This is a genomic window from Brevundimonas sp. (genome assembly GCF_051858995.1).
In the GTDB taxonomy this organism is placed as follows: domain Bacteria; phylum Pseudomonadota; class Alphaproteobacteria; order Caulobacterales; family Caulobacteraceae; genus Brevundimonas.
In genome coordinates this window covers 354,991-374,036 of the sequence record NZ_JBHYGN010000001.1, presented here as the reverse complement: position 1 = coordinate 374,036, position 19,046 = coordinate 354,991, and the positions used below count along the sequence as shown (strand labels likewise).

Genomic DNA, 19,046 nt, shown 5'->3' with positions numbered 1-19,046 from the left:
GCGGGCGTAGCTCAGGGGTAGAGCATCACCTTGCCAAGGTGAGGGTCGGGCGTTCGAATCGCCTCGCCCGCTCCAGTTTGGAACAGCAAAAGGCTCGGTCCTCGGACCGGGCCTTTTGTTTTGGCGGATCGCCGGGCTTCCCTCTGGACGCGATCCCGGAAAGCTGTGCAATCTAAAATATCGCCGGTCGCTGCAAGGCCAACCTGTCCTGTTCGGTCGTCATCCTCACCGGAGGCCCGCATGACCCGCACCGCCCTGTTCGACGCCATCCGGCCCTTCGCGCCGGGCAAGACCCTCACCCCTGACCAGATCAGAACCATCGACGGTCTGGCGGACGCCTTCGGAATGCCCAAGGCGGTCGCGGCTCCGGCGGCCCACCCCGCGGGCACGGCGATCACCGAGCGGGTGGCGCTGGAGCTGATCTCGCACGAGGCCATCGTTCAGGAGGCCTACAAGGACTCCGTCGGCATCTGGACCTGGAGCGTGGGCGTGACCACCGCCTCCGGCCACGCCGTCGAGGGCTACAAGGACAAGCCGCAGCCGATCTCGAAATGCCTGGAGGTCTATGTCTGGCTGTTGGAGAAGAAGTACGCTCCGGCGGTCCGCAACGCCTTCAGCGGCAAGACCCTGACCGAGGCCCAGTTCGCGGCGGCGCTGTCCTTCCACTACAACACCGGCGCGATCGGCACGGCGAGCTGGGTGACCGCCTTCAAACAGGGCGACATCGCCAAGGCAAAGACCGCCTTCATGCAGTGGAAGAAGCCGCCCGAAATCCTGAAGCGGCGGCAGGCCGAGCGCGACCTGTTCTTCGACGGGCGCTGGTCGAACGACGGGAAGGCCTCGGTCATCCCTGTCCGCAAACCCAGCTATCAGCCGGACTTCGGCAAGGCGAAACGGCTGGATATCACCCCCGACCTGCGCGAGGCGCTGAAACAGATCTGACCCGGCTCAGATCCGCTTGAGCCGTTTCGCGTGGCCGCCGACCATGTTCAGGGCCACGGCGTCGGGCAGGTGTTTGGCCAGACCGGCCAGCACATTGTTCATGACGCCCGGCGTCACCTTGGGCCGGTTGGCCGCGACGGCGGCGTAGCCGACGCGGGCGACATGCTCGGCCGTCTGCCACATCCACGCCGGATAGGCCGAGGACACCTCGTCGCGGGTGCCGTTGACGTCGTGGAACTCGGTCAGGGTGTAGCCCGGGCACAGGGCGGTGACGTGGACCCCCGTGTCCTTCAGCTCCAGATGCAGCCCCTGCGAGGCCTTGATCAGGAAGCTCTTGATCGGACCGTAGAGGGTGTCACCGCCGGTCGCGGGCATCCAGCCCGCCAGGGAGGCGACATTGATGATCCGGCCATAGCTGCGGGCGACCATGTCGGGGGCGAACAGGCGGGCCAGTTCGACCGGCGCGGTCAGCATGACCCGGATCATGGCGGCGTGGTCGGCCGGATCGGTGTGCAGGAAGCCCGCCGTGCGGCTGAAGCCCGCATTGTTGATCAGGGCGTCGACCATCAGGCCGCGCTCCAGCACCGCCTCATAGAGGGCGCGGGGCGCGGCGGGATCGGCCAGATCGGCGGTCAGGACGGTGACGGCGGAGCCGAGGCCGCGCAGTTCGTCGGCCAGCGCCTGCAGCGGGCCTTCGCGGCGAGCGGTCAGGATCAGGTCCCAGCTTTCGGCGGCGTAGACGCGCGCCAGCGCGGCGCCGATGCCCGCCGACGCGCCGGTGATCAGGGCTGTGCGGCGGTTTCCCGGGTTCACGCGCGGATCAGGCGGCGACGGGGCAGGACTTGTGCAGGGCGAAGCCCGCCAGCGAGTCCGGGTTCTCCGCCAGCAGGTCGGCGATGGTGATCTTGGACAGGGCTGCGGTCGCCGCCTCGTCGGCGGCGGTCAGGGCCTTGGCCACCTGACGCGGGATATGTTCGCTGACCGGGCAGCCGCGCGCGCCCGCCGGGGTCGAGCCGATGTGGGCGCAACCATTGACAGCCTTGAGCACCTCACTGAGCGTGATGTCCTCGGGCCGGCGCAGCAGCCATGCCCCGCCGGATGCGCCCGGGCGGGTTGCGATCAGACCAGCCTTGGCGAGCAAGGCGGTGACACGGCGCACGACCACGGGATTGGTCGGCACCGAAGCGGCCAGAACCGCGCTGGGCGCGGCGTCGGCGGCGGAGTACGCGCCCTTGTGGGCCAGATAGGCCAGGGAGTGGGCGGCGACGGGGAAGCGTTGGCTATCCGACATGGGACCTCATTTCACTTCCCAAGATAGGCGTTCGACGAGCGTTTCACAAACGGGTGCAACCTTCGCACCTGCAGCACGATTGAATCCCCCGTTGAAAGAGCCTAAAGGCTCGCGGCTCTTTTGATGGGGCCGCATAGAGCGGAGCCCCGGAGGAACTTCATGGCCGGGGCCTCTCCCCAAGCTGAAGACGGCGCGAACGCCGCCGGCGACCCATCCAACGGACAGACTCCCTCCACCTCCGCCGCCCCGGGCGGGGATTCGCACGGTCACGGCAACGTCGTCGGCAAGGCGGGCAAGTTCGGCCTGATCATCGGCGCCATCGGCGTGGTGTTCGGCGACATCGGCACCAGCCCCCTGTACGCCCTGCGCGAAGCCATCGATCACGCCCGCAGCGGCGTGGGCGGTGATCTGGCCGTCGTCGGCGTGGTCTCGCTGGCCTTCTGGGCCCTGATGGTGGTGGTGACGTTCAAATACGTCTTCTTCCTCATGCGGGCGGACAACAAGGGCGAAGGCGGCACCTTGGCCCTGATGGCTCTGGCCCAGCATGCGGTCGGGCGTCGGTCGGCCCTGATCTTCACCCTCGGCGTCTGCGGCGCGGCGCTGTTCTACGGCGACGGCATCATCACGCCCGCCATCTCGGTCCTGTCAGCCATCGAAGGCGTGAAGGAAGCCCCGGGCGTGGGTGGATCGCTGGATCCCTTCATCGTGCCCGTATCGGCGGGCATCCTGATCGCCCTATTCCTGGTGCAGGCGCGCGGCACCGCGGGCCTGGCCAAATTCTTCGGCCCGATCACCGCCGTCTGGTTCCTGAGCCTGGGCGTGCTGGGCCTGATCCACATCTTCGACGACATCTCGATCCTGCGCGCCCTGTCGCCGCACTATGGCGTCGAGTTGCTGGTCAAGGACGGCTTCCTGGGCTTCATCATCCTGGGCAGCGTCTTCCTGGCCGTGACCGGGGCCGAGGCCCTGTACGCGGACATGGGCCATTTCGGTAAGTCGCCGATCCGCGCGGGCTGGATGTTCTTCGTCCTGCCCTGCCTGACGCTGAACTATCTGGGCCAGGGCGCCCTGATCCTGGACAACCCCGCCGCCTCCGAGAATCCGTTCTGGAGCATGGTGCCGCAGGCCATCTACTGGCCGATGCTGGCGCTGGCGACCGCCGCGACCGTGATCGCCTCGCAGGCGGTCATCACCGGCGCCTTCTCGGTCACCCAGCAGGCGGTGCAGCTGGGCCTGCTGCCGCGCATCCAGATCCTGAACACCTCCGAGAGCCAGGCGGGCCAGATCTACGTCCCGGCGGTGAACACCCTGCTGATGGTCGGCGTGCTGGTGCTGCTGGTCGTGTTCCAGAGCTCGCATAACCTGACCGCCGCCTATGGCGTGGCCGTCACCGGCACCATGCTGGTCAACACCCTGATGTCCTGGTCGGTCATCACCAAGAAGTGGAACTGGCCGATGTGGGCGGTTCTGGGCTGTCTGATCCCGTTCGGCTTCATCGACACCGTCTTCCTGACCTCGAACCTGCTGAAGATCCCCGACGGCGCCTGGATGCCGCTCGTGCTGGGCGCGGCGCTGGTGCTGCTGATGTGGACCTGGGTGCGCGGCACCCAGATCCTGACCGCCAAGACCCGCAAGGACAGCCTGCCGCTGCTCGACCTGATCGAGATGCTGCGAGCCCGTCCGCCGCATCGCGCCCCGGGCACGGCCATCTTCCTGACCAGCGACCCGGACATCGCCCCGGTCGCCCTGATGCACAACCTCAAGCACAACAAGGTGCTGCACGAGAAGAACGTCATCCTGACCGTCCGCACCACCGACCGGCCGCGCGTCGATCCGGCCAACCGGGTGTCGATCGAGCCGATCTCGGACGACTTCAAGAAGCTGGTCATCTCCTACGGCTTCATGGAGCAGCCCAATGTGCCCAAGGCGCTTGGCGTGTGCCGCAAACAGGGTCTGAAGTTCGACATCATGTCGACCAGCTTCTTCCTGGGTCGCCGCTCGGTCATCGCCTCGGCCACCGAGGGCATGCCCCTGTGGCAGGATCGGCTGTTCATCTTCCTGATGCGCAACGCCGCCAACCCGACCGACTTCTTCCACATCCCGCCCGGCCGCGTGGTCGAGCTTGGCACCCAGGTTTCCGTATGACCGGACGTGACACCGGCCGGAATTCGGCCGCCCGAGGCCGCCGCATGGCTGACAAGGCGCGCGGTCCCCGCCCCCCTCGGGTGGAGTCTCCGCGCGACGAGGCCGCCGACATCGGCGTCGAGGCCCGTCTGGCCGCCGGCATCCTGCTGAACGCCGCTCTCGAAGGCCGCGGCGGTCTGGATTCCGCCCTGACCTTTCGGGAAGTCTCATCGCTGGAAGGTCCGGACCGCGCCTTCGCCCGCGCCGTGGCCATGGCCGCCCTGCGCCGTCTGGGCGAGATCGACCAGATCCTGGACCGTCGCCTGAACAAGGCCCCGCCGCTGGCCGTGCGGACCATCCTGCGCGTCGCCCTGGCCCAGACGCTGGTGCTGGAAACCCCGGCCTTCGCCGCGGTCTCGACCGCCGTGAAACTGGCCGAACGCGATCCAAAGACCCGCCCCTACAAGAATCTGGTCAACGCCGTGCTGCGCGGCGTCGGTCGCGACGGCCCCGGCCTGACCACCGCCGAGAGCAACCTGCCGGAATGGCTGGCCGCCCGCTGGAAGTCGACCTGGGGCGAGGCCGGACTGGCCGCCCTGGCGCTGGTCGCGCGCGAGGAGCCGGCGACGGACCTGAGCCTGAAGCCGGGCGTCGACGCCGCCGCCGTGGCCACCGCTGTCGAGGGCGAGGTCCTGCCCGGCGGCACGGTCCGCACCGGCCGCCGCGGCGATGTGGCGTCTTGGCCGGGCTTCGAGGACGGCGACTGGTGGGTGCAGGACGCCGCCGCCGCCGTGCCCGCCCGCCTGCTGGCTCCCAAGGCCGGGGAATCCATCATTGACCTGTGCGCCGCCCCAGGCGGCAAGACGCTGCAGCTGGCCGCCTCGGGCGCGACCGTGGTGGCGCTGGATCGTTCGGAATCGCGGCTGAAGCGCCTGCACGCCAATCTGGAGCGCACCGGCCTGTCCGCCGAGGTCGTGGCCGTACCCGCCGAGGACTGGGAAGACGACCGGACCTTCGACGCCGTCCTGCTGGACGCGCCCTGCACCGCCACCGGCACCTTCCGCCGCAATCCGGAAGTCCTGCGGGCCACCAAGCCCGCCGACGTCGCCAAGCTGGCCGATGTGCAGCACCGCCTGCTGGACGCCGCCGCCGGGCGGGTGAAGCCGGGCGGCCGTCTGGTCTACTGCGTCTGCTCGATGGAGCGCGAAGAGGGCGAGACCCAGATCATCGCCTTCCTGCGCCGCAACCCGGCCTTCAAGACCGCGCCCTCGGTTCCCGCCGAGGTGGGCGCGCCGGACGAGGCCCTGACGCCCGAAGGCTGGCTGCGCATCCTGCCGTCCATGTGGGCGGAAAAGGGCGGGGTCGACGGCTTCTTCGTCGCCCGTCTGGACCGCGTCTCCTAGGCGACGTCCATTACGACGTAGCTGGGCGTGATGCGCGGCTGGAAGCCGAGCGTCTCATAGAAGGCGATAGTGGCCGCATGTCCGATCCGGGCGTGCAGGAAGGCCGTGTCGCCACGGTCCAGAATCCGCTGGCCCACGGCGCGCATCAGGGCGCCCGCATAGCCGTGGCCGCGATGGTCCGGGTGGGTGCAAACGCCGCTGACCTCGCTGAACCCGTCGAGGTTCAGCCGCTCGCCCGCCATGGCGACCAGCACCCCCTCGCGCCGGATGCCGATGAAGGGACCGAGCCGGTGGGTCTTCGAGAAGAAGGGACCCGGCTGGGTCAGGGTGGCCAGGGCCAGCATGTCGGGCCCGTCGGAGTCGGCTAGGGGCTCGAAGGCGATCTGGCGGCGCCCGCTGGCGGTGATCGCGGTCGCCGTCATCTGCAGACAGTCGATGCGGGCCGTCTCCGTCAGACTGGGCGGGATGACGGGATCGGTCTCGAACAGGGCGAGGGGGCCGGTCGCGCGGGCCAACGCCGTCCAGTCCTCCGGCGTCGCCTCGGGACCGGCGGCGGCGAAGGTGGCATAGGCCGGATCGAACCGAACCACCCCGCCCTCACGGATCGAGAGGGGCGCCTGACGGCTGTTGAGAGCATTCCAGACGGCGCGGTCGAGGGGATGGGAAGCGGACATGGCCCTTCCCTACTCCACCGCGTCCGGCGCGCCAGCCTTGAAGCGACGCCGGGTCCGGAAATCGCGTCTCAGCGCGCCGGAGGCGGCGCGGGCGAAGACTGGGTCAACGGCACGGTGATCTCGCCGCCCCGCGCGAACCGCAGGGTGATGCTGCTGCCGGTTTCGCGGTAGTTTCCGTTCTCCAGACCCGGCACCCAGACGATGAGCGGCAGGTAGGAGGCCTCTCCGTTCGTCGGCGCGGGAAGCGGGATCGGCAGGGGCACGGGCTCCTGGCGGCTGAACAGATCCCCGTCCGTGCGGAACGCCGTCGGTTCACCCAGAGGCGTGGAGACGGCGACGAGTTCATCCGCCTCCGTCCCCGTGTTCTGAACCACCACCCGGATATTGGCCGCGAAGGGTGGCGCCAGTCGTTCAACGATGAAGGCCGTGTTCACGACCTTCAAAGGCGAAGCCTGCGCCTCCTGAACCGCCGCCGGTTTGTTCGCCAAAGCCAGCAGCAGTTCGATCATCGTTTCATCCCCTCCAGAAACCGATGATCCTCTTTACCTCATCCACCACCGGATCGGCGATAGCCGAAGCGCGTTCGGCGCCGTCCTTGAGGACGCGGTCGATTTCGGCGGTGTCGGCCATCAGGCGGCGCATCTCGGCGGTCACCGGAGCCATGGAAGCCACGGCCAGTTCGGCCAGGGCAGGCTTGAAGGCGCCGAAGCCCTTGCCGCCCCACTCGCGCAGGACCTGTTCCCGGGTCTCGTCGGCCAGCGCCGCATAGATTGTGACCAGGTTCTTGGCCTCGGGCCGTTCGTTCAGGCCTTCGACGTCTTCCGGCAGGTTGCCGGGATCCGTCTTGGCCTTGCGGATCTTGGCGACGATGGTGTCCGCGTCGTCGGTCAGATTGATGCGTGAGGCGTCCGACGGATCGGACTTGGACATCTTGGCCGCCCCGTCGCGCAGGCTCATGACGCGCGGTGCAGGGCCCTGGGTCAGGGGTTCCGGCAGGGGGAAGAAGCCGGGGACGTTGAAGTCGTTGTTGAACTTGGCGGCGATGTCGCGGGTCAGCTCAAGGTGCTGCTTCTGGTCCTCGCCCGTCGGCACCTCGGTGGCCTTGTAGAGCAGGATGTCCGCCGCCTGCAGCACCGGATAGGTGTAGAGGCCGACCGACGAGCGTTCCTTGTGCTTGCCGGACTTCTCCTTGAACTGGGTCATGCGATCCAGCCAGCCGAGGCGGGCGACGCAGTTGAACATCCAAGCCAGTTCGGTGTGGGCGCGCACCGCCGACTGCGGGAAGATCACCGACTTGGCCGGGTCCAGCCCCGAGGCCAGATAGGCGGCGGCGATCTCACGCGTCTGGGCGGTCAGCAGGGCCGGGTCCTGCCAGACGGTGATGGCGTGCAGGTCGGCCACGAACAGGAAGCAGGGCGCGCCCGTGTCCTGCAGTTGGGTGAAACGCTTCAGGGCGCCGAGATAGTTGCCCAGGTGCAGGGCGCCGGAGGCCTGGATGCCGGACAGGATGCGGCGCGGGCCGGTGTATTGAGCCGGGACGGTATCGGTCATGGTCGGGTACTCGGGAGAAATCTGTATCAGGCGCGCGGAAGCGCGCACGGCAAGGTGCTGGAGTTGGTCAGCGGCGCCATCGACGGGCGGCGAAGGTTGGTCCCGAAATCGTCATTTCCATCGCGCTTATCGTCTCGCTGGCGGTCAGTCCAGACCGGAGGAGATCGAACCGCCGGGTTCGCGACGCAGCACCGCCTTCAGTTCGGCCACGCTGACCGCCCTGAAAACGATCAGGCAGAGGCCGTAGAGCGCGGCCCCGGCGCCGCAGACGACCAGCACGGCGACCTCCTTGGCGAGGAAGACATGGCTGAGGGTCTCATAGCCGATGCCCGCCGCCAGCAGCCCCCCCGCCATCACCGCGCTGGCCAGCAGGACGCGAGACAGGCGGGACACGAACGGCGTGGTGGCGCGCCAGGCGTTCTCGCGGATCAGGGTCCCGCCCAGCAGGGCCACATTGACCCAGGCCGATAGGCTGGTGGCGATGGCCAGGCCGAGAACGCCGTCGGCGCCCATGGACTGGAGCAGGAAAAACAGGGCCGAACCGACCACCACGGTGATACCCACCGAGGCGACCGCGAAGATCATAGGGCGACGCGTGTCCTGCCGCGCGAAGAAGGGCGGGGTCAGGACCTTGGCCAGGACGAAGGCAGGGACGCCCCAGGCGAACTGGCGCAGGACATCGGCGGTGCGGGCGGCGTCGGCGCTGGTGAATGCGCCGCGGGTCACGGTGGCGTCCATGATGAAGAAGGGGATGACGAACAGGGCCACCGCCGCGGGAAGGGTGAAGGCCATCGACAGGGTGATGCCGTCATCCAGGGTCCGGCGTCCGCCTTCATCGTCGCCGCTGACGAAGGCGCGGGTCAGGCGCGGCACCAGGGCCAGGCCGATGGCCACGCCGACCAGGCCGAGCGGCAGCTGGTACAGGCGGTCGGCGTTGTAGAGCACCGAGCGGGCGCCCTCGTTCGAGCCGGTCAGGAACTGGCTGACCACGGAGTTGATCTGCAGGGCGCCGCCGGCAAGGACACCGGGGATGGCCAGCATAAGGGTCTTCTTGACCCCCGCCGTCAGGCGCGGCCACGACAGGTTCAGCCGCACGCCCAGACGGCGCACGCCCCACCACAGCAGGCCCGCCTGCAGTACGCCCGAGACCGTCACCGCGGCGCTGACCGCCATCAGGGTGTGGGGCTGGCTCATCGGGATGAGGCTCGGCGCCAGCAGGGGCACGAGGGTGCACAGGTTGAGGAAGACCGGCGCCCCTGCAGACAGGGCGAACCTGCCGCTGGTGTTGAGTACGCCCGACAGCAGCGACGCGATGGTCATGCAGGCCAGATAGGGCATGGTCAGCTGGGCGGCGGTGACGGCGGCATGCATGACGCCCGCGTCGTCCTTCCAGGCCGACAGCAGCACCGGCATGATCCACGGCATCAACACCTGCAGCAGGATGCAGAAGCCGGCGACGACGGCGAACATGAAGCTGAGCGCCTCGGAGGCGGTGACGGCGGCGGCTTCTTCGCCCTCGCGCTCGCGCACCCCCCCGTAGATCGGCACGAAGGCTTGGGCGAAGGCGCCCTCAGCGAACAGGCGGCGGAACATGTTGGGCAGCATCAACGCCGTGGTGAAGGCGTCCATCATCGGCCCCTGGCCGAACCGCGCCGACAGGACCAGATCGCGGGCGAAACCGAGGATGCGGCTCCCCAGGGTCAGGGTCGCTTGCACCAGGGTGTTTCGGGCGAGGCTCATCGGGTTCTCGAAGGGGGCGTGAGACGCTGGATTAGCGCGCTTCAGGCCGAGGCGATACGGGCCGTTTCCGGCCGAATTCAGAGACGTCGCGCAGGCTGGCGCGGACCGGGGCGGAAACCGAGCGGCCATTGGCGTCGCGGCGGTCCAGAACGGCCTCGAGCGCTTCGCGCAGCCGCTCCAGTTTCGGTCCCGCCTTAGGGCGTTTCCCCTTGGCGTCGGTCACGTAGAAGCTGTCCACCGCCCGCTCGCCGAAGCCGGCGATATGGGCCGAGCGGATCGACAGGCCGTGGTCAGTCAACATGCGCGAAAGCTCGGCCAGCAGGCCGGGCCGGTCCGCGCCGGACAGTTCGATCACCGCCGCATCGGGGCTTTCATCCAGATCGATCAGCACGACGGGGCGCACGTCGAAGGCGGCGCGGCGCGGATTGGGTTGTGGCTCGGGCGGGGCGGCTCCGGCGTCGCCCAGGGCTGCGCGCTCCAGCGCCGTCACCAGCCGGGTCAGGCGACGCGGCTCGGCCTGGCCGTAGGGCGCGCCGGATCCGTCCTGCAGTTCGAACACGTCCAGCGCCGTGCCGTCCCCGGCGGTGGCGACCCGGGCGCCGACGACATCCGCGCCCCCGGCCGCGAGGGCGGCGGCCAGATCGGCGAACAGGCCGGGCCGGTCCTTGGCAGCGACGGCGACGCGGGCGGCGGCCAGGGGCTCACTGCCCTCGTCTCCCTTGCGTTCGGCGACGACGCTGGCCGCCGCGCCCGAAGACCCGGCGCGGGCGACCAGTTCTGGGAAATCGGCCAGGGGATCGGCGCGGGTCACGTCCTCGCCCCGGAAGACGGCCTCGGTGCGCTGGTAGAGATCGCGCATCAGCTGGCCCTTCCAGCCGTTCCAGACCCCCGGCCCGACGGCGCGGACATCCGCCACGGTCAGGACCAGCAGGGTGCGCAGGCGCTCGGGATCGCCGACCAACTCGGCGAAGGCCCGCACCGTCGCCGGGTCGGACACGTCGCGCTTTTGGGCGTAGTCGCTGAGGGCCAGATGGTTGCGGACCAGCCAAACCACGAACTCGGTCCGGCGCGGATCGATGCCCAGCCGGTCACAGGCGCGACGGGCGGCGATGGCGCCGTCCTCAAGCTGCCCCCGGTCGCCACCCTTGCCGACGTCATGCAGCAGCATGGCCAGCATCAGGGCCTCGAAATCGTCGATGCGGTGGACGATCTCCGTCGCGGTCGGATGCTCGGCTTCCAGCTTGCCGCGCCAGATGTCGTTGATGATGCCGATGGCCTGAAGCGTGTGCTCGTCCACCGTGAAGGCATGATACATATTGAACTGGGTCTGGCCGACGATCCGCCCCCATTCGGGCAGGAACCGGCCCAGCAGGCCCGTCTCGTTCATCAGGGTCAGCACGCGATAGGGCCGCTGACCCGTCAGGATGTCGAGGAAGGCGCGGGTCGCCTCGGCGTCGCGGCGCAGGGATGGGGTGACCAGCGACAGCGACCGCGTGACCGCCGAGAAGGCGTCCGGGTGCAGGTCCAGATCATGCTCATCGGCTGTGCGGAACAGGATCAGCAGCTTGGTCGGATCGGCGGCGAACACCTCCGGCCCAGTGACCGACAGGCGGCCCGAAACCTCGACAAAGCCCTCGACCCCGAGGTTCTTCTTCCGGCCCGGGATCAGGCGCGACAGGCTCATCGTCGGCTTCTGGTGGCGCGCCTCCAGCTTGGCAGAGGTGGCCCGGGTCAGGGCGCCGACGTCGCGGGCCACGAGGAAATAGCGGCGCATGAACCGCTCCACCGCCGGCTCATCGCCCCGCCCCTGCCAGCCCATGCGGCGGGCGACCTCGGGCTGGAGATCGAAGGTCAGCTTCTCCTCGGCCCGGCCCGCGACCAGATGCAGATGCGCCCGCGTCCGCCACAGGAAGTCGAAGGATTCCTCGAACGTCCGCCGCTCGCGCGGGGTTAGGAGGTCGTCCATGACCCGGGCGCCCAGCGGACTGTCCGGCGCCAGGGAGCGGGCGATCCAGAACAGGGTGTTCAGGTCGCGCAGCCCGCCCTTGCCGTCCTTCACATTGGGCTCGACCCGGTAGCGGACGGCGCCGGTCTTCTGGTGGCGGACGTTCCGTTCCTCCAGCTTGGCGGCGATGAAGGGCCGGGGGTCGGTCTTGACCACATAGGCGCGGAAGCGGGCGATGAAATCATCGGCCAGCGCCTGATCGCCCGCTAGAGGCCGGGCCTCCAGCAGGGCCGTGCGGACCGTCATGTCGGTCTTCGCGAGCGCCAGGCACTCATCCACCGACCGCGCCGCCTGCCCGACTTTCACCCCCAAATCCCACAGGACATAGAGCATGAACTCGATCACCTGTTCGGAGCGCGGGATCGACTTCCACGGGCGCAGGAACAGCAGGTCCAGATCGGAGAAGGGCGCCAGCACCCCCCGGCCATAACCGCCGACGGCGATCAGGCTCAACCGCTCAGCCTCGGTGGGGTTGGGCGCCGGATACAACACATCCGTCGTGAACCGCCACAGGGCCGTCAGCATGTCGTCAGCGGCGTCGGAATAGAGGCGCGCGACCGCGACCCCCTCCTCGCCCGCCTCCAGTCGTCGCGCAGCCCGGGCGCGTCCGGCGTCCCAGCTTTCGCGCAGCAGGGCCGCCACCGCCTTGCGGACATCCGACGCCTCGACGGCCTCGGCCAGCCGGGCGTCGAGGGTCTGGGTCAACGGCCCGCCGATCCCTTGGACAGCCCCTTTAAACGATACAGAGCTTCCAGCGCCTCGCGCGGGGTCAGTTCGTCGGGCTCGATCCCCATCAGGGCGTCATCCACGGCGGAAGACCGCACCGGCTCCGGCGCGGGTGGCTCCTGCACCGCGAACAGCGGCAGGTCGTTCAGATTGGCGCCAGCGGCCTTGTCGCTTTCCAGACGATCCAGCACCTCTCGGGCACGGGCCACCACGGGGCCGGGCACGCCCGCCAGCTTGGCCACCTGCACCCCGTAGGAGCGGTCGGCGGCACCCGGCGCGGCCTCGTGGAGGAAGATCAGCTCCCCATTCCACTCCTTGGCCTTCATGGACAGGTTGCAGACGTGGGCCAGCCGCGTCTCAAGGCTGGCCAGCTCGTGATAGTGGGTGGCGAAGAGGGTGCGCGCGCGATTGCGGTCGTGCAGGGCCTCCGCCGTGGCCCAGGCGATGGCCAGACCGTCGTAGGTGGCGGTGCCCCGACCGATCTCGTCCAACACCACAAACGAACGCTCGGTGGCCTGCGTCAGGATGGCGGCGGTCTCGACCATCTCCATCATGAAGGTGGAACGCCCGCGGGCCAGATCGTCTCCCGCCCCGACGCGGGAGAACAGCCGGTCGACCACGCCCAGCCGCATGGCCTTGGCGGGCACGAAGGCGCCGGCCTGGGCCAGCACCACCAGCAGGGCGTTCTGGCGCAGGAAGGTCGACTTACCGGCCATGTTGGGGCCGGTGACGATGCTCAGCCGGGCGCAGCCGGCGCCGGAGCCGTCGAGACGACAGTCGTTCGGCGTATAGGGATCGCCCTGCGCCTTCACCGCCGCCTCGACCACCGGGTGACGCCCGGCGGTGATCTCGAAGCAGAGGGTGTCGTCGACGTGAGGACGCACGGCCCCGACCTCTTCGGCCCATTCCGACAGGGCGGCGTGGGCGTCCAGTTCGGCCAGGGCCTCGGCCACCGCCTGAAGCGGCTGCGACAGGGACTGAACGGTGCGCCGCCAGATCTCGAAGGTCTCGCCCTCGATGGCTAGGGCGCGGTGACCCGCCTGGCTGATCTTGGCGTCCAGCTCCGACAGTTCGACCGTGGTGAAGCGGACCTGATTGGCCAAGGTCTGGCGATGAATGAAGGGGCTTTCGCCGGTCGGGCGCAGCAGGGGCTCGGCGGCCTTGGCGCTGGTCTCGAGGAAATAGCCCAGCACGGCGTTGTGCTTGATCTTGAAGGCGACCCCGGCCTCGGCGACGGCGCGCGCCTCCAGGTCGGCCACGACCCGGCGGCTGTCGTCGCGCAGGCGGCGGGCCTCATCCAGTTCGGGTCGGAAGTCGGGGTTCACGAAGCCGCCGTCGCGCGCCAGATGCGGCGGCTCGGCGACCAGACCCTCGGCCAGATCGACCAGCAGGCGACCCAGATCGGGCGTCAGGGTCAGGCGGTCGACGCAGGCGGCGATGCGCGGCGGCGGCCCGGTCAGGGGATCGGCAACCGGCGGGAACAGGCCCGCGATGCCCTCGGCGATGGACAGGCCGTTGCGGATGGCGGCCAGATCGCGCGGACCGCCCCGGCCCAGCACCAGTCGCGACACGGCCCGGGCCACATCCGACGACGCCTTCAGCCCGTCGCGGAGGTCACGGCGCAGATCGCGGCGCTCCAGCAGCCATTCAACCGCATCGAGTCCATGGTTGATGGCGATGGGGTCGCGCAGGGGGCGGGCGATCCGCTCGGCCAAGGCCCGCGCGCCACCCGAGGTCACGGTACGATCAATACAGGCTAGCAGCGAACCCTCCCGCTCGCCGCGCTGTGTGCGGTCGATCTCGAGGCTCAGTCGGGTCGCCGGGTCGATGGCCAGGAAGCCGATGTCGCCCGAGCGGCGCGGCGGGGTCACGGCGGGAATCTTTCCGGCCTGGGTGGTCTCCAGATAGGCGGCGATCAGGCCGAGCGCCGAGACCTCGGCTTCCTCGAATGCGCCGAAACCGTCCAGCGAAGCGACGCCATAAAGGCGCTCGACCCGCACCTTGGCCCCGACCGGCTCGGCCAGAGCCTGAGGCAGGGCCTGAACCACGCCGCCGGAACCGTTCAGGGCGTCCTTCGTGTCCTCATCGGAAAACAGACGGTCGGGGACCAGAACCTCGGACGGGCGGAAGGAGGCCAGGGTCGCGCCGAGGTCTTCCAGCGGACAGGCGACCACATCGACCGCCCCGGCCGACAGCTCGACCACGGCCACGGCGGCCCGGCCCTTGCGTACCGCCACGGCGGCCAGCCGGTTGGCGCCGCGCGCATCCAGCAGACTGTCCTCGGTCAGGGTGCCGGGGGTGACGACGCGGACGACGCCGCGCTGCACCACCGACTTGGAGCCGCGCTTCTTGGCCTCGGCCGGATCTTCCAGCTGTTCGCAGATGGCGGCCTTGAAGCCCTGCCGGATCAGACGGGCCAGATAGCCGTCCAGGGCGTGCACCGGCACGCCCGCCATGGGGATGTCCTCGCCCTGATGCTTGCCCCGCTTGGTCAGAGTGATGCCCAGGGCGGCGGCGGCGATCTCGGCGTCCTTGAAGAACAGCTCGTAGAAGTCGCCCATCCGGAAGAAAAGGATGGCGTCCGGCTGCCCGGCCTTGGCCGTTAGATATTGCGCCATGAAAGGCGTCGCGCCCTCCACGGACGGGACGGCGTCGGTTTGCGGCGGGTGAGCGAGGGGAGCGTTCATGGGAGCGCCGCAGGGTGAAGGAAGCCGCGTTTCCGCTCAAGCGGAATGCGGGCGACACTCACAGGAGCCTTTACGCGAGACTGATCAGGCGGCGCTGCTGATCCGGGCGCGGGAACCGGCGGCGGGGGCGACCGGATGCTCCAGTTGCATCGTCTGCCAGTCGAGGTTCGGCGTCGGGGCGTGGGCGGCGGCGATGACCGCGCGCAGTTCGGCGGCCGAGGCGGCGCTGGCCACCACGGCGGCGACGTTGGGCAGGTTCAGCGTATAGGCCAGGGTCGCCTGCATCGGATCGACGCGAGCCTCGGCCAGACGACGGCGGATCCGCGACAGTTGGGGCGCATGGTGAGCCATGGCGGGCGGCAGGGCGTCGCCGCTCATGAACATGAGCCCGCCGGCGAAGACCGACGACAGATGGATGTCGGCGCCCAGATCGGCGATCTCGTCGATGGCGCCCGAGCGGTGCGCGCGCTGGTCCAGCAGGCTGCACGGCAGCTGGACCACGTCCGGCTGGAAGCGGCGGGCCAAGAGGGCCGGGCCGTCATCGACGGTGGCGCAGAAACCGATGCGGCGGAACAGGCCCCGCGCCTTGAGCCCCTGCATCCGGTCCCACAGGGCGCGGCCCTCGGCCCCGACCAGATCCGAGGCGCTGGAGGCCAGAAGGGTGTCGCCGCGCGGCAGGCCCATACGCTCGAGCGAGCGGCGGGCGCGGGCCTCGACCCGATCGACGCCCTCCTCGATGGAGACGGTGCGGACAGTGACCTTGAACGGCGACGGGAAGGGCCAGGCCTGGCCTAGCCAGCGTTCGCCATCCCCGTCCGGCTTGCTGGCCACCACGGTGACGCCGGCGTCGGCGGCGGTCTGGAGCAGGAACCGCAGGGCCTCTTCGCGCGCGCCGGCGGGCGCGGGCATGGCGCGTTCCGGCTGATGCACGACGGCAATAGCCAGCTTCTCGACCGGGGACGGGGCGCGGTTGGGGATCACGACCCTACCTTGCGCATGAATGCTTAAGGCCCCCCTTCCGAGACATTGACCGAATCTTACCCGGCGAACGCGGGTTCGTTTGTAAAGCCGCGATCTTTCATTGAGTTATGCCCATAACAGCCTCGCCTGTCCGAGATGCGGGGCCGCAAGAATCCACAGAAGAATTCATCGGATGCGAGTTCGCCGTCGCCGACGCCCGGTCCACCCGCGAACCAGCCCCCCTAAAAACGGACCCGCGCCCCAATCCCGCCCTTGCATCGCGGGGCGTCAGGCCCTTTAAGCGCGCCAAATATGAAGAGCGCCTCCCCGCGTTCGCCGAAGGATCCTGCCCATGTCGTCGTCCTCCGCTCCGAAGAAGTCCGTCAAGAAGGTCGTGCTGGCCTATTCCGGCGGTCTGGACACCTCGATCATCCTGAAGTGGCTGCAGACCGAGTACGGCGCGGAGGTCATCACCTTCACCGCCGATCTGGGCCAGGGCGAGGAGCTGGGGCCGGCGCGCGAGAAGGCGCTGAAGCTGGGCATCAAGCCCGAGAACATCTTCATCGACGACCTGCGCGAAGAGTTCGTGCGCGACTTCGTCTTCCCGATGTTCCGCGCCAACACCGTCTATGAGGGCCAGTACCTGCTGGGCACCTCGATCGCGCGGCCGCTCATCGCCAAGCGCCAGATCGAGATCGCCAAGATGGTCGGCGCCGACGCCGTCTGTCACGGCGCCACCGGCAAGGGTAACGACCAGGTCCGCTTCGAGCTGGGCTACTATGGCCTGGACCCGGACATCCACGTCATCGCGCCCTGGCGCGAGTGGGAGTTCCGCAGCCGCGAGGCCCTGCTGGACTTCGCCGAGAAACACCAGATCCCGATCGCCAAGGACAAGCGCGGCGAAGCGCCGTTCTCGGTCGACGCCAACCTGCTGCACTCCTCTTCCGAGGGTAAGGTGCTGGAAGACCCGGCGGTCGAGGCCCCCGAGTTCGTCCACCAGCGCACCATCTCGCCGGAAGACGCGCCGGACACGCCGACCGTCATCACCATCGGCTTCGAAAAGGGCGACGCCGTCTCGATCAACGGCGAGGCGATGAGCCCGGCCACCATCCTGACCGCCCTGAACCAGTATGGCCACGACAACGGCGTGGGTCGTCTGGACCTGGTCGAGAACCGCTTCGTCGGCATGAAGTCGCGCGGCGTCTACGAGACCCCCGGCGGCACCATCCTGCTGGCCGCCCACCGTGGCATCGAATCGATCACCCTCGACCGCGGCGCCATGCACCTGAAGGACGAGCTGGCGGTCAAGTACGCCCACCTGATCTACAACGGCTTCTGGTTCTCGCCGGAGCGCGAGATGCTGCAGGCCGCCATCGACCACTCGCAGGCCAAGGTGTCGGGCACGGTCCGGGTCAAGCTCTACAAGGGCAATGTCACCATCATCGGCCGCGAGAGCGAGCAGAGCCTGTACGATCAGGACCTGGTCACCTTCGAGGAAGGCGTGCAGGCCTACGACCACCACGACGCCGAGGGCTTCATCAAGCTGAACGCCCTGCGCCTGCGCGTGCTGGGCAAGCGGGACGTCCGCAACAAGGGCTGATCAGGCGGGGCGGCGCGCGATCCTGAGGATGGCCGCGTTGCGATCGTCCGCGATCCAGATCGAACCGTCACGCGCCACGGCCAGACCGACCGGCGCCCCCATGGGATGTCGGCCCGCCTGTGCGTTCCAGCCCGGCGTCAGCACCCGGGCCCGGGGCGCGGGCGCGGCGACCGGATAAGGCAGGGAGCCGCGCGGATAGATGGCGTAGCGCGCCCGCACATCCGTCAGCGGCGCGCCGTCGGCATCGGTCTCTATCGCCACGACCCGTCCCGCGGCCCGCCGATAGCCGTGCCAGCTCATCAGCATCCGGCCCCTCAGCTCAGGGAACATCGCCCCGTCGTAGTAGAGCATCGACAGGGGCGCCGCGTGGGGCGGCAACAGGGAGAACGGCGCGGTCCGTGACCCGCACCGGGCCTGACGCGCCGTCCAGCCCGGCATCGCGGTCGCCATGTCGGTGCAATAGGGCCAGCCGTGATCGCTCCCCCGCGTCAACCGGTTGATCTCGTCGAACGGCCGGTCTGGCGTCGTCAGGTCGACGGAGTTCTCCGCCTGATAGATTGCCCCTGAAGCGTGCCGCACCATGGCGACCGAATTCCTCAGCCCCGTCGCCCAAGGCGTCCAGTCCGCGCTCCAGCGGCCGCTCCCCAGATAAGCGTAGCGCCGCACCATGGCTTGGTCGTCATTCTCCGCGCACAGGCCGGCGATATTCCAGTTCGGCGCGCCCCGGATGTCCAGGCACCGGTCGGACGGCGCCCCGACATTGACCAGAAGCGCCCCGTCGGCGTCGAAGACGAAGCTGGACAGAGGGTGCCGGTTCTCGTGCAGCCGGTTGTCAGGCAGGCCCTGGACCACCACAGCCGTGCGGTCGGGGCGGGCCGGGTCGAAGGCGAAGATCCGGCTCATCTCCGCGATATAGAGGCGGCCGTCCGGCCCCCGCGCGATCGTATGCGGCATGGACAGGCCCGTCAGCAGCCGCGTCCATCGCGCCTGACCCGAAGCCATCGACAGCCGCCACAGCGCTCCCCGCCCGGCGTCCCAGGTTCCAAGGTCCGCGACCAGCCAGTCGCCGCCATCCAGCTCGAACAGGGTGCGGGGCATACGCGGCCCCTCGCCGCCACGCTGCCAGATCAGGCCGAGACAATAACCCGGCGCCATGCCGACCCGGGTCGCCGGCCAGCCGCCGCACTCGCCTTCGACCGCATAGCTGCGCGCGGCGGATTGGCCGGCGGTGGGCGGGGCCGCGACGAGGGCGAGCAGGGCGAACAGGATCAGGGCCGTCTGGCGCATGTCCCGAACCCTAGTTCGGCCCGACGGAGCGCAAAAGGTTATTGTGGCGCTGGCCT

General features: G+C 69.2%; 14 protein-coding genes and 1 tRNA gene. 5 read left to right on the top strand and 10 right to left on the bottom strand.

Annotated elements, in window-relative coordinates; translation table 11 throughout:
* Positions 1–75: transfer RNA gene (locus ACTIEF_RS01955), tRNA-Gly, on the top strand.
* A gap of 165 nt (positions 76–240) precedes the next feature.
* Positions 241–942, top strand: a complete 702-nt coding sequence (locus ACTIEF_RS01950; protein ID WP_439470502.1) for a lysozyme — start codon at positions 241–243, stop codon at positions 940–942.
* Between the two features lie 6 nt (positions 943–948).
* Here the strand turns inward: ACTIEF_RS01950 and ACTIEF_RS01945 are convergent, their stop codons facing one another.
* Together ACTIEF_RS01945 and ACTIEF_RS01940 are read right to left on the bottom strand one after the other, a co-directional pair.
* Entirely contained in the window at positions 949–1,755 is an 807-nt protein-coding gene (locus tag ACTIEF_RS01945) for an SDR family NAD(P)-dependent oxidoreductase (protein WP_439470501.1), read from the bottom strand.
* A gap of 7 nt (positions 1,756–1,762) precedes the next feature.
* Positions 1,763–2,233, bottom strand: coding sequence for an Rrf2 family transcriptional regulator (locus tag ACTIEF_RS01940; protein WP_439470500.1), 471 nt, complete (start codon positions 2,231–2,233; stop codon positions 1,763–1,765).
* Positions 2,234–2,392: 159 nt separating this feature from the next.
* Between ACTIEF_RS01940 and ACTIEF_RS01935 the strand changes: the two genes are divergently transcribed.
* Both ACTIEF_RS01935 and ACTIEF_RS01930 read left to right on the top strand, forming a co-directional pair.
* Positions 2,393–4,378, top strand: a complete 1,986-nt coding sequence (locus ACTIEF_RS01935) for a potassium transporter Kup (RefSeq protein WP_439470499.1) — start codon at positions 2,393–2,395, stop codon at positions 4,376–4,378.
* A 44-nt stretch (positions 4,379–4,422) separates the two neighbouring features.
* Positions 4,423–5,760 (top strand): RsmB/NOP family class I SAM-dependent RNA methyltransferase, encoded by a 1,338-nt coding sequence (locus ACTIEF_RS01930; protein WP_439470498.1) that lies wholly within the window; start codon positions 4,423–4,425, stop codon positions 5,758–5,760.
* Here ACTIEF_RS01930 and ACTIEF_RS01925 read toward each other — a convergent pair.
* From ACTIEF_RS01925 to ACTIEF_RS01895, 7 genes are all read right to left on the bottom strand, one after another.
* Positions 5,757–6,434, bottom strand: coding sequence for a GNAT family N-acetyltransferase (locus ACTIEF_RS01925; protein WP_439470497.1), 678 nt, complete (start codon positions 6,432–6,434; stop codon positions 5,757–5,759). The genes ACTIEF_RS01930 and ACTIEF_RS01925 overlap by 4 nt on opposite strands.
* Positions 6,435–6,502: 68 nt before the next feature.
* Entirely contained in the window at positions 6,503–6,943 is a 441-nt protein-coding gene (locus ACTIEF_RS01920; RefSeq protein ID WP_439470496.1) for a hypothetical protein, read from the bottom strand.
* Positions 6,944–6,947: 4 nt separating this feature from the next.
* Complete coding sequence (gene trpS, locus ACTIEF_RS01915; RefSeq protein ID WP_439470495.1) at positions 6,948–7,985, bottom strand: tryptophan--tRNA ligase; 1,038 nt, start codon at positions 7,983–7,985, stop codon at positions 6,948–6,950.
* 144 nt (positions 7,986–8,129) lie between these two features.
* Positions 8,130–9,725: a murein biosynthesis integral membrane protein MurJ gene (gene murJ, locus ACTIEF_RS01910; protein WP_439470494.1), complete on the bottom strand. Its 1,596-nt coding sequence runs from the start codon at positions 9,723–9,725 to the stop codon at positions 8,130–8,132.
* Between the two features lie 31 nt (positions 9,726–9,756).
* Complete coding sequence (gene glnD, locus ACTIEF_RS01905) at positions 9,757–12,435, bottom strand: [protein-PII] uridylyltransferase (RefSeq protein ID WP_439470493.1); 2,679 nt, start codon at positions 12,433–12,435, stop codon at positions 9,757–9,759.
* Positions 12,432–15,143, bottom strand: a complete 2,712-nt coding sequence (gene mutS, locus ACTIEF_RS01900; protein ID WP_439470492.1) for a DNA mismatch repair protein MutS — start codon at positions 15,141–15,143, stop codon at positions 12,432–12,434. The genes glnD and mutS overlap by 4 nt, the downstream gene beginning before the upstream one ends.
* 84 nt (positions 15,144–15,227) lie before the next feature.
* The gene (locus ACTIEF_RS01895) at positions 15,228–16,124 is read right to left on the bottom strand and encodes an aldo/keto reductase (RefSeq protein ID WP_439470491.1); all 897 of its coding nucleotides are present in this window, start codon (positions 16,122–16,124) and stop codon (positions 15,228–15,230) included.
* A gap of 331 nt (positions 16,125–16,455) precedes the next feature.
* Between ACTIEF_RS01895 and ACTIEF_RS01890 the strand changes: the two genes are divergently transcribed.
* Entirely contained in the window at positions 16,456–17,703 is a 1,248-nt protein-coding gene (locus ACTIEF_RS01890) for an argininosuccinate synthase (protein WP_439470490.1), read from the top strand.
* On the opposite strand, the gene ACTIEF_RS01885 is transcribed toward ACTIEF_RS01890, so the two are convergent.
* Positions 17,704–18,990, bottom strand: coding sequence for a PQQ-dependent sugar dehydrogenase (locus ACTIEF_RS01885; protein ID WP_439470489.1), 1,287 nt, complete (start codon positions 18,988–18,990; stop codon positions 17,704–17,706).
* Positions 18,991–19,046: the final 56 nt, after the last annotated feature.

Coding starts and splice junctions, on each gene's coding strand:
- ACTIEF_RS01940 (WP_439470500.1), bottom strand. CDS start 2,233: ATGTCGGATAGCCAACGCTTCCCCGTCGCCGCCCACTCCCTGGCCTAT.
- mutS (WP_439470492.1), bottom strand. CDS start 15,143: ATGAACGCTCCCCTCGCTCACCCGCCGCAAACCGACGCCGTCCCGTCC.
- ACTIEF_RS01935 (WP_439470499.1), top strand. CDS start 2,393: ATGGCCGGGGCCTCTCCCCAAGCTGAAGACGGCGCGAACGCCGCCGGC.
- ACTIEF_RS01950 (WP_439470502.1), top strand. CDS start 241: ATGACCCGCACCGCCCTGTTCGACGCCATCCGGCCCTTCGCGCCGGGC.
- ACTIEF_RS01930 (WP_439470498.1), top strand. CDS start 4,423: ATGGCTGACAAGGCGCGCGGTCCCCGCCCCCCTCGGGTGGAGTCTCCG.
- murJ (WP_439470494.1), bottom strand. CDS start 9,725: ATGAGCCTCGCCCGAAACACCCTGGTGCAAGCGACCCTGACCCTGGGG.
- ACTIEF_RS01925 (WP_439470497.1), bottom strand. CDS start 6,434: ATGTCCGCTTCCCATCCCCTCGACCGCGCCGTCTGGAATGCTCTCAAC.
- trpS (WP_439470495.1), bottom strand. CDS start 7,985: ATGACCGATACCGTCCCGGCTCAATACACCGGCCCGCGCCGCATCCTG.
- ACTIEF_RS01890 (WP_439470490.1), top strand. CDS start 16,456: ATGTCGTCGTCCTCCGCTCCGAAGAAGTCCGTCAAGAAGGTCGTGCTG.
- ACTIEF_RS01920 (WP_439470496.1), bottom strand. CDS start 6,943: ATGATCGAACTGCTGCTGGCTTTGGCGAACAAACCGGCGGCGGTTCAG.
- ACTIEF_RS01885 (WP_439470489.1), bottom strand. CDS start 18,990: ATGCGCCAGACGGCCCTGATCCTGTTCGCCCTGCTCGCCCTCGTCGCG.